The following is a 13,719-nucleotide window of genomic DNA, read 5'->3' as shown; positions in this document are numbered from 1 at the left end:
GTCGAAGTTTTGCTATTCTCAGGTTTTAATAATTTAAATTTAATGAATATAAACAAAAATGAGTTTTTATTTCTTCCGCTTGGGGGAGTAGGAAGAATCGGGATGAATGTTAGCCTATATCATTACCAAGGTAAGTGGATTATGATCGACCTTGGTGTTGGTTTTGCAGATGAAACTATGCCAGGTGTTGAGCTGCTTATTGCTGATATAGATTTTATTGCTCAAAGAAAAAAAGATTTACTTGGAATAATAATTACACATGCACATGAGGACCACTGCGGTGCAGTGCCCCACTTGTGGGAAGAGTTGCAGTGCTCCATATATACAACAAAGTTTACGGTTAATTTTCTTAAAGAGAAACTAAAAGAATTTCGATTGGAAGGTATAGTGCCTGTGAAAGAGGTAGACATAAATGGCAGCATAAATTTGGGTCCTTTTACCGTCGAGTTTATAAATGTAACTCATTCAATTCCTGAGGCAAATTCAATATTAATTAGCACTGAAATGGGTAGTGCACTCCATACCGGAGACTGGAAATTTGATCCAAAACCTGTTGTTGGATTAACTTCTAATATGGAGCGTCTAAAAGAAATTGGCGATAAAGGTGACCTGCTTGCAGCAATTTGCGATTCAACCAATATATTAAGCAAGCATCACCCTGAGTCAGAAGGTGAAATTTATAATAATATTTATAACATAATAAAGCGGTCTAAAAAATTAGTTGCTGTTTCGCTATTTGCTTCAAATGTGGCACGAATTGAAACGATAAGCCAAGCTGCAAAAGCACTAAATAGAAAAGTAGTTTTACTTGGTAGATCTTTATGGAGAATAGTGAAAGTTGTGCAAGATAGTGGTTATTTAACTGATTCTCCTCAGTTTCTTGAAGCAAAGGAAGCAGTAAATTTTCCAAGGGAAGAACTGGTGCTACTTTGCACAGGTTGTCAAGGTGAGCCACTGGCAGCTACCGCAAGACTTGCTGCTAAGAGTCATCAAGCATTTAAAATGCAGCAAGGTGATACCATGATCTTTTCGTCAAAAATCATTCCTGGAAATGAAACTCGTGCGCACAATATGCTCAATGCCTTTATTGAGATGGGGGTAGAAGTTATTACTGAAAAAACAGAGCATGTTCATGCTTCTGGGCATCCAACAAGAGAAGAGCTAAAGGAAATGTATTCTTTAATAAAACCGAAGATGTCTATTCCAGTTCACGGCGAATATATTCACACGCATGCACATGTAAAATTTGCTAAAGAGTGCGGTGTGGCAAAAGCAATAATGATTGCACCAGGTGATATTGTTAATTTGGAGAACGGAGAAAAGGTTGATTCAATTGATGTTGACTACTTTGGTATTGATGGTATGTTGCTACGTCATCCGGAGAGCAGTGTTATAAAAATGCGTAAAAGAATGAGAGATGCCGGAGTTATTGTGGTAACAGCAGTTGTAAACAAGAAAAATAAATTGCTTGCTAAACCAAAAGTATTTGTACCTGGTGTTTTTGAAGTGCTAGAAGATGCAGCTACCATACAGAAAATTGTCAAGAAAGTTGAGTCGTTGTTTAGTTTGCAGCCAACAAAAAAAATTAAAAATAAGATTGAAAGTTCAATATTGAGTATCTTAAAGGAATATTTACTAAAAAGACCTATAATTGAGGTTCAGATAGAACAGGTATGAAATGAATGAAGCTATTCGTTCATCTGGTGTTATTTATTTCGTTATTTATTCCTTATTTTACAAAAGCTGCTTTATATGTTGATATAAAAAAAAGCAGTGTTGGTAACATTGGTCTTGTTGTATCTAAATGTACATGTAAAACAGCGTTGGAAAGCGAATTAAGCGAAAATATTGCAAAGGTAATAGGAACAAATTTATCTAATTGTGGCTTATTTAATGTAAAACGTGGCGCGGAAGCTGAATCTAAATCTTGGAAAAGCGATACTGTAGTCACAGTAAGTTTAAGCGAAATATCTGGTAGTGCATTAGAGCTATCATTTCGTTTATTTGACACTTTTACAAAAAGAGAATTACTTACTCAGTCAGTTGTTTTTCCAGCAAAAGACTGGAGAAAAATTGGTCACCTCGTTTCGGATGTGATACATGATAGATTAATTGGTGAGAAAGGGCACTTCAACACAAAAATCACGTATATCGCTGAAGAAAAAGATAGCAACTACAAATCTGTGCGTAAAATTGTTGTGATGAATCAAGATGGAAGTAATATAAAATACTTAACAAATGGCGATAGATTTGTGTCAACACCGAGATTCTCACCAAATGGAAAGGGTATTGTTTATATCTCGTACGCAAATGGTAAAAGTTATATAATATTAAAAAATTTAAAAGATAACACTGAATCAATAATCAGCGCATTTGAAGGAGTTGTTTCTGCACCAAGATTTTCTCCCGATGGTAAATCTCTTTTAATTTCCCACTCATTGGGTGGTGAAACGAATATATTATCTTTGGATTTAAGTAGTAAACGAACAAAAAAAATTACTAAAGGTTCAGCTATAAGCACTTCTCCCTCTTTTTCTCCAGATCAAAAGTATATGGCTTTTAGTTCTGATATAAGTGGGAGTCAGCAACTGTACGTTATCGATTTTACTAACAAAAGTAAAAAACCTAAAAGAATTAGTTTTGGAAGTGGAAGATATGCTACGCCTGTTTGGTCGCCAAAAGGAGATCTAATAGCTTTTACAAAGATTCAGTCAGGAAAATTTTACATAGGAGTTATGAAGCCAGATGGCAAAGAAGAACGTCTGCTTTCAGAGGGGCATAAAATTGAATCCCCGGCATGGTTACCAAATGGTAGAGAAATCATTTTTACAAGAACAGAATCACCAAGCAACTCTAAACTATATTTAGTAGACTTAGTAAAGAAAAATCAAAAAATGGTTTCCACTCCCACAAATGCTTCTTTACCGGATTGGTCTTATTTTTGAAAGTAGATTTATTGTATCTGTTCAGATGCATGGCTAATGTACAAATACTGAAACAAAAATTCCAGTGCTCCCTTTCTTGTCATCCCAGTGCTTGACACTGGGATCCAGATTGGGCACTAAGTTGGTAAACACGAAAGCGCTTTACAACGTTTTTGATGGAACTGTGCAAAAGGACTGGATGCCAGTGTCAAGCACTGGAATGACACCCATTTGTTCCTATAGTTGTCTTTTCTCGTCTACCTTATTTTGCCACTCTGCTGAACAGATACGATCCATTATAGGTTTGATATGAGCCTTATTTTACCTTAATCATTTATAACCTTTGGCACTACGAAATACCCATGCTCAGGTTTTGTATTGGACAATATCTCTTCTTTAATGTTTTGAGAATTTATAACATCATCGCGTACATGAATGTCCTTGTCTATGCTGCCATAACGCATAGGAGAAACACCTTCAGTATTAACTTGCAATAAAGTATCATGTATCCAATCCAGCATTGTCAGTTCTTTGGAGTAGTGATCAATCTCGTCATTTGATAACTTAATCCTTACAAGCTGTGCAATTTTAAGCATTTCTTCTTTGGTAATTGTTATTTTTCTCTTATTTGCAAATTCTATTAGTGAAGTAATAACGTCTTCTGTTGACTTAGCTGGCATCTTTACCTCCTTGGATAAAGTGAGTTAAAATATCTACGACCGAAACAACTTCTATTTTACCAGTTTTTTCAAGTTTGTGAAGTATGGTATCCGTAATCACTAATTTATCTAAAGAAGAGGAAGAGATTTTCTCAACTGCACTTCCTGAAAGCACGCCATGTGTGATGCATGAAATTACGGACTTTGCTCCGTGGCCTTTTAAAGCAAGAGCTGCATTACACAATGTTCCACCAGAGTCAACTATATCATCAACAATGACACAATTTTTATTCGCAACTTCTCCTATTATGTTCATTACTTGAGATGTGCCTGCTCTCTCCCTATATTTATCTACTACAATAATCTTATCACTTAACCCTATCTTGTACTTTTCCTCTAAAGCCTTTGCAAAAGCACGTGCTCTGCCAATTGCTCCAACATCAGGTGCAACAATTGCCAAATTTTCTGTGTGTATAGAGTCAACAAATGCTTCAAAGCAGTTCAAATTAGTTATCGGTACATCAAAGAATCCTTCAATTTGACTTGAGTGCAAATCAATAACTGCAACACTACTTGCACCTGCAGTTTGAATAAGATTTGCAACTAATTTGGCACTTAAAGCAGACTGCACATTATTGTTCTTGATAATTCTATCTTGCCTGCTATATCCATAATAAGGGATAATTACTACTATCCTTTTGGCTCCTAATCTATTTACTGCATCAATTATAAGCAGAAGCTCCATAAGATTATCATTCACAGGGGGAGAAAGAGATTGTATTATATATACTTCTTGATTATACAGATCATTTGCTACTTCTACATTTACCTCACCATCGGTAAACTTTGATATCCAAGCAGAGGATGGTTGAACATCTAGCCGGTTAACTACTGATTCCCCTAATTCCTTACTAGCATTACCTATTATTATTTTCATAACGCACTAATTGAGTTTTTAAGATTATACAGAAATTGTGAAATAATTGAAATGTAAGTGTCTTTATCTAGCATTCTTGTCGGTGAATTAGGTACCTCTTGTACAATGACCTGTCATTTTCACGCGTTGTTTCAATATACAGACCCAAATTGAAACAACTATACAAAATCCTGCTTATGTTTCAAGATAAATGACTTTAATGAAATATAATTTATCTAGTCATTTGTATCTGCTAACATACTACACTTCCCATTGTAGAGCCTCTGCAACTTACTGAAATTTATAATCGCTTTATAAAAAGCTTTATACTCTTTGCTTAATTGGAGGTGCTACCTCTGCACTTTCTGCTCTGTCTAGGGTACTACTTGGTTTTTCTGCAGTAATTTTTTGAATGCTACCATCTACCTTATTCTTGATATCTGCTCCATATGATCTTAATACTTCAATAGCTTTCTCGTTTCCACTATTCAGCGCAATATCCAAAGCATCCATTCCATCATTATTTTTGTGGTTGATAAAATTCTCTAACTCAAAGATTTTTATATATTGCTCAATGATGAATTCTACCACTTTTCCAGGGCAATTATTAGCGGCAGGAAAGAGTACTGCATTGTTATTATTGTCTTTCTTTGTTACATCTGCTTTGATCTTGTCTATCAAATACTTGATAATTTCTATTCTGCTATCATCTTCTGCTTCAGTGCACTGCCTAGCAGCTAAAAACAGAGCTGTTCGCCCATTATTGTCCACATCTTCAATATCTTGCCCCTTATCAATTAAGGTTTGTATTATATTTTTATTCCCATACAAAGCAGCAAAGTGAAGAGGAGTATACCCTTCGGTACTTTCTCTTTCATTAATCAATGCACCATGGCTAGCTAGTAATTCTATAAATTCTGGCGTATTTGCAAAAACTGCAAAGTGCATTGGTGTTAGATCATCTTTACCATGATTTTGAGTTTTTGCATTAACGTTTGCTCCATTTTTTATCAGCAATTTTGCTATTTCTAATTGTTTGCGTCCGATGGCAATATGCAGTGGCGTACGATTGCGTTCATAATGATCATTGACGTTTGTACCACACTTTATTAGTAGTTCTGCAGCTTCAATATTACCTTCCTGAATTGCAACGTATAAGGAAGCATATCCATCTTTTGTTTCCTCTGTCATACGAAATTGCGAACATGTTAGTTCATATATTATTAAGGATTATTATTAAGTTTTTATTAATACAATATTAATGTAGCGGGATGACGAGCTTATCGTCATCCCGCCGCGAACCGTCATACCACTGCGAACCGTCATACCGCCGCAGTATCTCTAGATCCCGCTAACAAGTAGCGGGATGACGGTTTTTCAAATTATCGTAAGTCAGTTTAGCTATAGCTACAAGTTTCATTCTTCCCTTACAAATGACTTTACTGCGTCCTTTTTTCGGATTCAGAATTAGCAAGAAACGTTCTTGTAAGGTGGTCTACTAAAATTTTGCTTTATAAAACAATGTCTGAACTATGCAATTAATACATTATCAACACAACTGATTCATAAAAGCAAATATTATAACCACGAAGAGAGGAAATGTTATGCTTAGTTTAATAAGAAAGACCTGGAGAAAAAAAATGACTCATCAGGTAAACAATTCGAAATCGAAAGAGAAGGAAAAACAAAGGATTCCTACTACGGAAGTAAGCAAACATCGGGGTAAAGAACCAACTATTATATCACTTGCTTATGCTATACTACGTAAAGATAGTATAGCTGTTGAGAAAATGTTAAGAGTAGCTAAAGAAAACGGTATTCTGAAAGACATTCTTGACGCAACAACAACTATAAAATATCCAGGTGGTCAGGAAGAAACTTGCACACCACTTACTTATGCCATATTATGTAAAAATAGCAAAACTATTGAAGAAACTTTAAAAGTCTCTAAAGAAAACGGTATTCTGAAAGATATTCTTAACGCAACAACAACTATAAAATATCCAGATGGTCGGAGAGCAACTGTTACACCACTTGATTATGCTATACTACGTGGAGATAGTATAGCTATTAAAGAAATTTTAAAAGTCTCTAAGGAGAACGGTATTCTGAAAGATATTCTTAACACAACAGCAACTATAAGATATCCAGATAACAAGGAAGTGACTTACGCGCCACTTGCTTATGCTATGTTCTGGAAGGATAGCAAAGCTATTAAAGAAATTCTAGTAGCAGCTGAAGAGAACAGTATTCTGAAAGATATTCTTAACACAACAACCACCATGAAATATCTAGACCGGGAAGTGACTTACACACTACTTGCTTATGTTATACTACGTAGAGATAGTATAGCTGTTGAGAAAGTGTTAAGAGTAGCTAAAGAAAACGGTATTCTGAGAGATATTCTTGACACAACAATAACTATAAAACATTTAGATAGCCGGGAAGTGACTTACACACCACTTGCTCATGCTATGTTCTGGGAGGGTGGCAAAATTATTAAAGAAATTCTAGTAGCAGCTGAAGAGAACAGTATTCTGAAAGATATTCTTGACGCAACAACAACTATAAAATATCTAGATGGTCAAGAAGAAATTTACACACCGCTTACTTACGCCATATCATGTAAAAATAGCAAAACTATTGAAGAAATTTTAAAAGTCTCTAAAGAAAACGATATTCTGAAAGACATTCTTGACGCAACAACAACTATAAAATATCTAGATGGTCAGAAAGAAATTTACACACCGCTTACTTACGCTATATCATGTAAAAATAGCAAAACTATTGAAGAAATTTTAAAAATCTCTAAAGAAAACGGTATTCTGAAAGATATTCTTGATGCAACAACAACTATAAAATGTCCAGATGGTCATGAAGAAACTTGCGCACCGCTTACTTATGCTATACTACGTAAAGATAGTATAGCTGTTGAGAAAATGTTAAGAGTAGCTAAAGAAAACGGTATTCTGAAAGACATTCTTGACGCAACAACAACTATAAAATATCCAGATGGTCAGGAAGAAACTTGCACACCACTTGCTTATGCTATACTACGTAAAGATAGTATAGCTGTTGAGAAAATGTTAAGAGTAGCTAAAGAAAACGGTATTCTGAAAGACATTCTTAACACAACAATAACCATAAAACATAAAAATAATCAAAAAGTAACTGATAAGTTACTTGCCGCATTACATGATCGCAAAGTTATTCAAGAAATTTTAGACATAGCTAGAGAAAACGATATTCTGAAAGACATTCTTAATGCAACAATAACTATAAAATATCCAGATAGTGAAGAAAAAATCTACACACCACTTACTTATACAATATCATGTAAAAGCAACGAAGCTTTTAATACAACAAGAGCTATCAATCAAGATGGTCAGGAAAAAACTCACATCCCATTTCCTATCGTTTCCGTACTTGATGAAAGAGAAACTGAATTAAAATTAAAAGAAAAAAGACAAAGTAGAAGAGATGAGGGATTAAATTTTAACAATGGTAGTAGTGACAAAAATGTTGAAATAAAAGTTAATGGGGATATCTTGTTGCAGCATAGTAGTGGAATTGAAAATGAAATAAATCATACTGCTGTACGTAATGATGTAGGGGGGGTAAAGCCTCTAATAGAAAGTAGAGTAAATGTTAAAGTACAGAATATAAATGCAGTGATTGCAACTTCTGTGACACTTGAGTTGGTAGCTAGTAAAATAACATGTGTACTGTCAAAACCCACCACTAAATTGGAAGAAGTAGCTATAACATATTTTCAAGGTTCAGCACTATATTTGTGAAACTTAATTTATATGTGCTAAACAAGATGCTGATTAGTTTTATAGCTAACCCAAGAAAGGTTTCCCTACGTCATACCGCCTCGGTATCTCTAGATCCCGCTAACAAGTAGCGGGATGACGATTGTCGTTTAGCCATAAATATTTAAGAAATTTACCAAATAAAAAAAAAGGCAAAAGAAGCCCTGGGGTTATTATCTGCTTTAAAATATTGGCGTTTTTTATGTTTTAAACGCTTGACAAGCAAGATTTAGCTGCTTTTAATTGCAACTAACTTACGCTGCAAATGTTTAAGAAGTTTACTAAGCAGAAAAAAAGACAAAGAATCCCCGAGTTAGCTAGTCTTTTACTATCTCTGTCGAGTATTGGCATCTTTTGATGTCTTGTAACGCTTTATAAGCGCGTTCAGCTTATTTAGATAAAAATCTAGATGTAGATGAAGTTTTGTAAAGACATACAGTATCTATATACTGCAAAAAATTGAACATAAGACGCCGATACATTAAGTAATCCTTACCTTTTAATCTGCAGATTGGCGAAAGCAAATGCAATAGCTTCAGTTTCATGATAAGGGGGCTGGCGGAGTTTGTCAAGGAAGTTTTTCGTTTCTGTGGGCTACCTGCTTAACATTAACTACCGATATCGTATCTGAAGAAGCCCCCTGGCCATTCTAAAAAATTTAATGCTGAGTACACCTTACTTTTGGCTTCCTCTATAGTGCTCCCTTCTGCTACTATATTTAGCACTCTTCCGCCATCGGAAACTAAGTTACCACTTTCATCCAATTTAGTACCAGCATGAAACACCAACACACCAGGAATGCTTTCAATCTTATCTAATCCTTTAATTACTTCTCCCTTTTGATAATCACCCGGATAGCCTTTACTTGCAACAACTACACAAACTGTAGATTTGTTGTTAAGTTCCACCATTTTGACATTTAACTTTCCTTCTGCAACTGACAACATCAATTTTAACAAATCGCAATTTGAATCAAATCTAGGTAATATAGATTGCGTTTCTGGATCACCGAATCTAACGTTATACTCGAGAAGTTTTGGGCTATCTTTGCAAATCATTAAACCAGCAAAGAGTACTCCTTTATAAGGCGTACCCATGTTAACCAATGCTTGAGCTGTAGGGTATATTATTTTTTGGATAATTTTTTGCTCCATGTCCTTACTTATAATTGAAGGTGATGAGTACGACCCCATACCTCCAGTATTTTGGCTTTCATTACTTTCATCAACTCTCTTATAATCTTTTGCACACCCAAGAGTTACTACTTTCAACCCATCAATAAGAGCAAAAAAACTTACTTCTTCTCCAATTAAAAACTCTTCTATGATTATTTCTTCACCTGATTCACCAAATTTTTTCTCCACTAGCATTAAATTTATTGCTGCAAAAGCTTCGCTTTCTGTATTACATATAACCACCCCTTTTCCTGCTGCAATTCCATTTGCTTTCACTACAAGTGGAAACTTTATTTTATTGCTACGTACAAAATCTTTAGCTAACCCTTCATCAACAAAACACTCGTACTTGGCAGTTGGTATACCATATCGTTTACATAGTCCCTTGGTGAAAGACTTCGATCCCTCAAGTTTTGCAGTTGCTTGACTTGGAGCAAAAACATTTATTCCCTCTGCAACTAAATCATCAGCAAGCCCATCAATTATTGGTTGTTCTGGACCAATAACAACCAACTCTATATTTTCTCTCTTGCAAAATTGTGTAACATCCACTGAATTTTGAATATTTACATCCACAAGAACTCCCAAATTTTCCATGGCCGAGCGACCAGGAGTTACATATAACTCAGTCAAGATAGGAGATTTTTTTAGAGCCCAAAGTAGAGCGTGCTCACGCCCACCAGAACCTATAACCAGAACCTTCATCTTTATTTCCTCGCTTTTCTATATGTCAAAATTATTATTTGCTTATAACAGTATCATTACTCATGTATTTTTGCAACACGTTTGGTATTGCAATCGACCCGTCAGAATTTTGATAATTCTCCATTATGGCAATAATCGTTCTTCCTATAGCTAAAGCTGAGCCGTTTAAAGTGTGAATATATTTTTTCATCTTTTTATCAGTTTCTGAAGAGTATTTAGCGTTCATCCTTCTTGCTTGAAATGCACCACAATTTGAGCAGCTTGATATTTCTCTATATTTATCTTGCTCAGGTAACCATACCTCTATGTCATAAGTCCTTTGTGCAGCAAAACCCATATCACCACTACAGAGTAGCATTACTCTATACGGTAATTCTAGTTTTTTTAATATCTCTTCAACAATACTCGTCATGCGCTCAAGTTCATCATTTGATTGGTCTTCAGTTGTGATACTCACCAATTCCACCTTACCAAATTGGTGTTGCCTTATCATGCCTCTCGTGTCTCGCCCTGCGCTGCCTGCTTCTTTACGAAAACACTCTGAATACGCAGTAAAACGAATAGGCAGTTCTTTTTCCTCTACTATTTTATCAGCAACCAAATTTGTTAAAAACACTTCACTTGTGGGAATCAACCTCAATTCGTCGGTAGTTAAATACGAATCATCTGAAAATTTCGGTAGCTGACCAACGTTATACATAGCTTCGTTTTTTACTAAAGCTGGGTGATATACCTCAGTATAGCCAAATTCATTAACATGCATTTCAAGCATAAAATTTATCAGCGCTCGTCCAAGCTTAGCTAACTGTCCTTTTAATATCGCAAATCTTGATCCGGAAATTCTTGCTGCTTGTTCAAAGTCCATCAAATTTAATTTTTCTCCCAATTCATAATGAGACTTTGGCGTAAAATCAAATTGCCTTTTTTCTCCGTATTTTCTAATTTCTATGTTGGAGCTCTCATTTGCGCCTATTGGCACATCTTGCGCAGAAATATTCGGCAAGTTAGATAAAACATTCACCAACTTATCCTTTTCTGCTTGTTCTTTTAAGCTAATTGCCTCTATTTCATTCGTAATGTTTTTTGATGATTTTATTTGCTCTTCACAGGGGCTCTTGCTCATTTTCAGCTTCTTTATTTCCTCTGTGATTTCATTGCGCTGCCTATTTAAATCTTGCAGTTTAGTGGTTAATGACCTTTTCTCGTGATCAATTTCTAATATCTCTTCCGCAGTAGATTCTCTAATTCCCCTGCTTTTCATTGCCTTCTCAAATTCTTCAAAGTTCTTACGTATATATTCTATATCGTGCATATATTGTGCTATTACTAACATTGTTACTGTACTTTAAAAGCTCTTAATATTCAATATTTTCTCATACTACTAAAATTATTATGGTTGATTTTTTTGTTAGAATTTGTTAAAATTTAATTAACTTAGCGTTTATAGGATGTAGTATGGGCGTCACAGAAAAATATAATCAACTTAAAGAGAGCACTTACTTTGCTGGTGGGAAATTCGTTATCTACGCTACTTGTGTATGCCTAGCAGCCACATTTGCTGTTGGCTGTTTAGGGGCGGTAATAGGATCTCCTCTATTGACCTTTCCACTTGCTATACTCATCTCTAACCCTGTAGTTTGGGTTTTAATGGGAATAATTCTTACAGTAGCATACAAATTAGCAAAGAACTATATTAATGGAAAAAGAGCAAGTCAAGGTGAGCAAAAAACTCAAGATGGAGATAGTGGTATTGTACCAGGAAGTGAACCCAATTCAAGGAACAGTAGTCGTAGAAGCTCTTTGGATAGTGGTTTGGGTGGTAAAGAGTTTCATGAAGATTTGGACACTCTTGTGCATCAGACAAACAGAAAAAACTATAGTTACTGGTTAGATGATAATGACATTACACATATTGCAAGAGTTGTATATGGGTACTCACAAAGTGAATATAGTAATAATAATGTCTATTTTCTTGCCCCTAGCTATTCTAATGGTTGGGACGAACTCACAAAAGAATTTCTTCAGAATTATAGAGGTGAATTCAAACAAAATTCTAAATTGATATTTACTTCGGTTCTTCATATTAACAATAATCATTGGGTAACTTTGGTTATTAAACCTGATGCAGGTGATAAAAAATTTAGAGCTTATTACTGTGACTCATTTGGTAATCAATTGCCAGATAATGTGCTAAATATTGTTAAAAGAGAACTGCAAAAAGAGGAATGGGTATTAGACATAAGAATTTCCCCAACTAAGCAGCAAAGTGACGGGTATAACTGTGGAATATTTGCGTTAGAAAATGCTCATAAAATTACACAAATGCTTAACGAAGACAAATCATTTGACGAAATTGACAAAAAGTTATCAGAATATAAATTTGATTTGAATGAGAAAAGAGAAGAATTTACAAGAGCGCTTATGGAAGATGAGAAATGTAAGGAAGATCTAAGAAATCGTAAGCGTCCGCCAAGGACGAAAACATCTCAGTCTTCTATTTCAAGGGAGAATGCAAGTTTGTGTTACATTATGTAATCAATGAAAAATTACCATTGACCTTATGCCCCTCCAAATAGGAAATTTGACGATTGATTCTCCGGTAATTTTAGCGCCAATGTCTGGGGTGACTGATTATCCGTTTAGAAGTATTGTGAAGAAACTTGGTGCAAGTTTGTTAGTTTCAGAGATGATTGCAAGCAGAGCTATGATTATGCAAACTCGCCAGAGTTTGCAAAAAGCAAAAGTCGATGCATTAACTGCTGTGCAGCTTGCTGGGTGTGAGCCAGATGTTATGGCGGAGGCTGCAAAATTAAACGAGGACATGGGAGCAAAAATTATAGACATAAACTTTGGTTGCCCTGTTAAAAAAGTTGTAAACGGTTATGCAGGATCAGCGCTAATGCGTGATGAGAAAAAAGCCGCTGAGATAATTGAAGCTGTGGTCAAAGCAGTGAATATGCCAGTTACGGTGAAAATGCGCACTGGATGGAACGATAAAAATCGCAATGCCCCGAGACTTGCGAAAATTGCCGAAGACTTAGGAGCAAAAATGATTACTGTGCATGGAAGGACAAGAGCACAGCTCTATAACGGTCAAGCAGATTGGAAATTCGTTAGAAATGTTAAAGAACAAGTGAAAATTCCAGTTATAGTAAATGGCGATATTAAAAACTTGAGTGATATTCAAAGTGCTCTTAAAGAATCCGGAGCAGACGGAGTGATGATAGGTCGTGGTGCCTACGGTAAACCTTGGCTGATTAATCAAGCAATGAACTTTCTCAGTGGAAGTGAAACTTCTGAGCCAACAGCTTCAGAGAGATTAAGCATCATACTCGAGCATTACGACAATATTCTTGAGTACTATGGAAATGACACAGGAATAAAGATGGCCCGCAAACACATAGGTTGGTACAGTAGCGGGCTTCAAGGCTCATCTGAATTTCGTGTGAGAGTAAATAACATGACAGATAGCACAGAAGTGAAAGAAAATATTATTGGCTTTTTTGGTCAAGAGACACACTAGCT

Annotated in this window: 11 protein-coding genes; 6 read left to right on the top strand and 5 right to left on the bottom strand. The window is 35.4% G+C overall.

Annotation, left to right across the window (positions count from 1 at the left end; translation table 11 throughout):
• The first annotated feature begins 42 nt into the window (after positions 1 to 42).
• From AAGD70_RS05825 to AAGD70_RS05815, 3 genes are all read left to right on the top strand, one after another.
• The gene (locus tag AAGD70_RS05825) at positions 43 to 1,677 is read left to right on the top strand and encodes a ribonuclease J (RefSeq protein ID WP_065094980.1); all 1,635 of its coding nucleotides are present in this window, start codon (positions 43 to 45) and stop codon (positions 1,675 to 1,677) included.
• A gap of 5 nt (positions 1,678 to 1,682) precedes the next feature.
• A complete protein-coding gene (locus AAGD70_RS05820) occupies positions 1,683 to 2,945 on the top strand; it encodes a Tol-Pal system protein TolB (protein WP_065094979.1) in 1,263 nt (420 codons plus the stop codon).
• Between the two features lie 64 nt (positions 2,946 to 3,009).
• Positions 3,010 to 3,237, top strand: a complete 228-nt coding sequence (locus tag AAGD70_RS05815; RefSeq protein ID WP_167347040.1) for a hypothetical protein — start codon at positions 3,010 to 3,012, stop codon at positions 3,235 to 3,237.
• Between the two features lie 13 nt (positions 3,238 to 3,250).
• Here the strand turns inward: AAGD70_RS05815 and gatC are convergent, their stop codons facing one another.
• The 3 genes from gatC to AAGD70_RS05800 all read right to left on the bottom strand — a co-directional run bounded on the left by gatC (position 3,251) and on the right by AAGD70_RS05800 (position 5,690).
• Positions 3,251 to 3,604, bottom strand: a complete 354-nt coding sequence (gatC, locus tag AAGD70_RS05810) for an Asp-tRNA(Asn)/Glu-tRNA(Gln) amidotransferase subunit GatC (RefSeq protein ID WP_065094978.1) — start codon at positions 3,602 to 3,604, stop codon at positions 3,251 to 3,253.
• Positions 3,594 to 4,520 carry a ribose-phosphate diphosphokinase gene (locus AAGD70_RS05805; RefSeq protein ID WP_065094977.1) on the bottom strand — a complete coding sequence of 309 codons (927 nt, stop codon included), beginning with the start codon at positions 4,518 to 4,520 and terminating at the stop codon, positions 3,594 to 3,596. The genes gatC and AAGD70_RS05805 overlap by 11 nt, the downstream gene beginning before the upstream one ends.
• Positions 4,521 to 4,823: 303 nt before the next feature.
• Entirely contained in the window at positions 4,824 to 5,690 is an 867-nt protein-coding gene (locus tag AAGD70_RS05800; protein WP_065094976.1) for an ankyrin repeat domain-containing protein, read from the bottom strand.
• 413 nt (positions 5,691 to 6,103) lie between these two features.
• Between AAGD70_RS05800 and AAGD70_RS05795 the strand changes: the two genes are divergently transcribed.
• Positions 6,104 to 8,296, top strand: coding sequence for a hypothetical protein (locus AAGD70_RS05795; RefSeq protein ID WP_341814073.1), 2,193 nt, complete (start codon positions 6,104 to 6,106; stop codon positions 8,294 to 8,296).
• Between the two features lie 626 nt (positions 8,297 to 8,922).
• Here the strand turns inward: AAGD70_RS05795 and purD are convergent.
• Complete coding sequence (gene purD, locus AAGD70_RS05790) at positions 8,923 to 10,194, bottom strand: phosphoribosylamine--glycine ligase (protein ID WP_065095346.1); 1,272 nt, start codon at positions 10,192 to 10,194, stop codon at positions 8,923 to 8,925.
• A gap of 34 nt (positions 10,195 to 10,228) precedes the next feature.
• Entirely contained in the window at positions 10,229 to 11,506 is a 1,278-nt protein-coding gene (serS, locus tag AAGD70_RS05785) for a serine--tRNA ligase (protein WP_065094738.1), read from the bottom strand.
• A gap of 143 nt (positions 11,507 to 11,649) precedes the next feature.
• Here serS and AAGD70_RS05780 point away from each other — a divergent pair, with 143 nt between their 5' ends.
• Complete coding sequence (locus AAGD70_RS05780; RefSeq protein ID WP_065094736.1) at positions 11,650 to 12,729, top strand: Ulp1 family isopeptidase; 1,080 nt, start codon at positions 11,650 to 11,652, stop codon at positions 12,727 to 12,729.
• A gap of 25 nt (positions 12,730 to 12,754) precedes the next feature.
• Positions 12,755 to 13,717 carry a tRNA dihydrouridine synthase DusB gene (dusB, locus tag AAGD70_RS05775; RefSeq protein ID WP_065094735.1) on the top strand — a complete coding sequence of 321 codons (963 nt, stop codon included), beginning with the start codon at positions 12,755 to 12,757 and terminating at the stop codon, positions 13,715 to 13,717.
• Positions 13,718 to 13,719 lie beyond the last annotated feature (2 nt).

It is taken from the genome of Wolbachia endosymbiont (group A) of Nomada flava (assembly GCF_964027055.1).
GTDB lineage: Bacteria > Pseudomonadota > Alphaproteobacteria > Rickettsiales > Anaplasmataceae > Wolbachia > Wolbachia pipientis.
Note: the sequence above shows the minus strand (reverse complement) of the source record. Positions and strands in the feature narration are given on the sequence as shown.

What these genes read in the sequence shown, in the direction of transcription:
- gatC (WP_065094978.1), bottom strand. Translation starts at nt 3,604, where the DNA reads ATGCCAGCTAAGTCAACAGAAGACGTTATTACTTCACTAATAGAATTT.
- AAGD70_RS05820 (WP_065094979.1), top strand. Translation starts at nt 1,683, where the DNA reads ATGAAGCTATTCGTTCATCTGGTGTTATTTATTTCGTTATTTATTCCT.
- AAGD70_RS05825 (WP_065094980.1), top strand. Translation starts at nt 43, where the DNA reads ATGAATATAAACAAAAATGAGTTTTTATTTCTTCCGCTTGGGGGAGTA.
- dusB (WP_065094735.1), top strand. Translation starts at nt 12,755, where the DNA reads ATGCCCCTCCAAATAGGAAATTTGACGATTGATTCTCCGGTAATTTTA.
- AAGD70_RS05805 (WP_065094977.1), bottom strand. Translation starts at nt 4,520, where the DNA reads ATGAAAATAATAATAGGTAATGCTAGTAAGGAATTAGGGGAATCAGTA.
- AAGD70_RS05800 (WP_065094976.1), bottom strand. Translation starts at nt 5,690, where the DNA reads ATGACAGAGGAAACAAAAGATGGATATGCTTCCTTATACGTTGCAATT.
- AAGD70_RS05795 (WP_341814073.1), top strand. Translation starts at nt 6,104, where the DNA reads ATGCTTAGTTTAATAAGAAAGACCTGGAGAAAAAAAATGACTCATCAG.
- AAGD70_RS05780 (WP_065094736.1), top strand. Translation starts at nt 11,650, where the DNA reads ATGGGCGTCACAGAAAAATATAATCAACTTAAAGAGAGCACTTACTTT.
- serS (WP_065094738.1), bottom strand. Translation starts at nt 11,506, where the DNA reads ATGCACGATATAGAATATATACGTAAGAACTTTGAAGAATTTGAGAAG.
- purD (WP_065095346.1), bottom strand. Translation starts at nt 10,194, where the DNA reads ATGAAGGTTCTGGTTATAGGTTCTGGTGGGCGTGAGCACGCTCTACTT.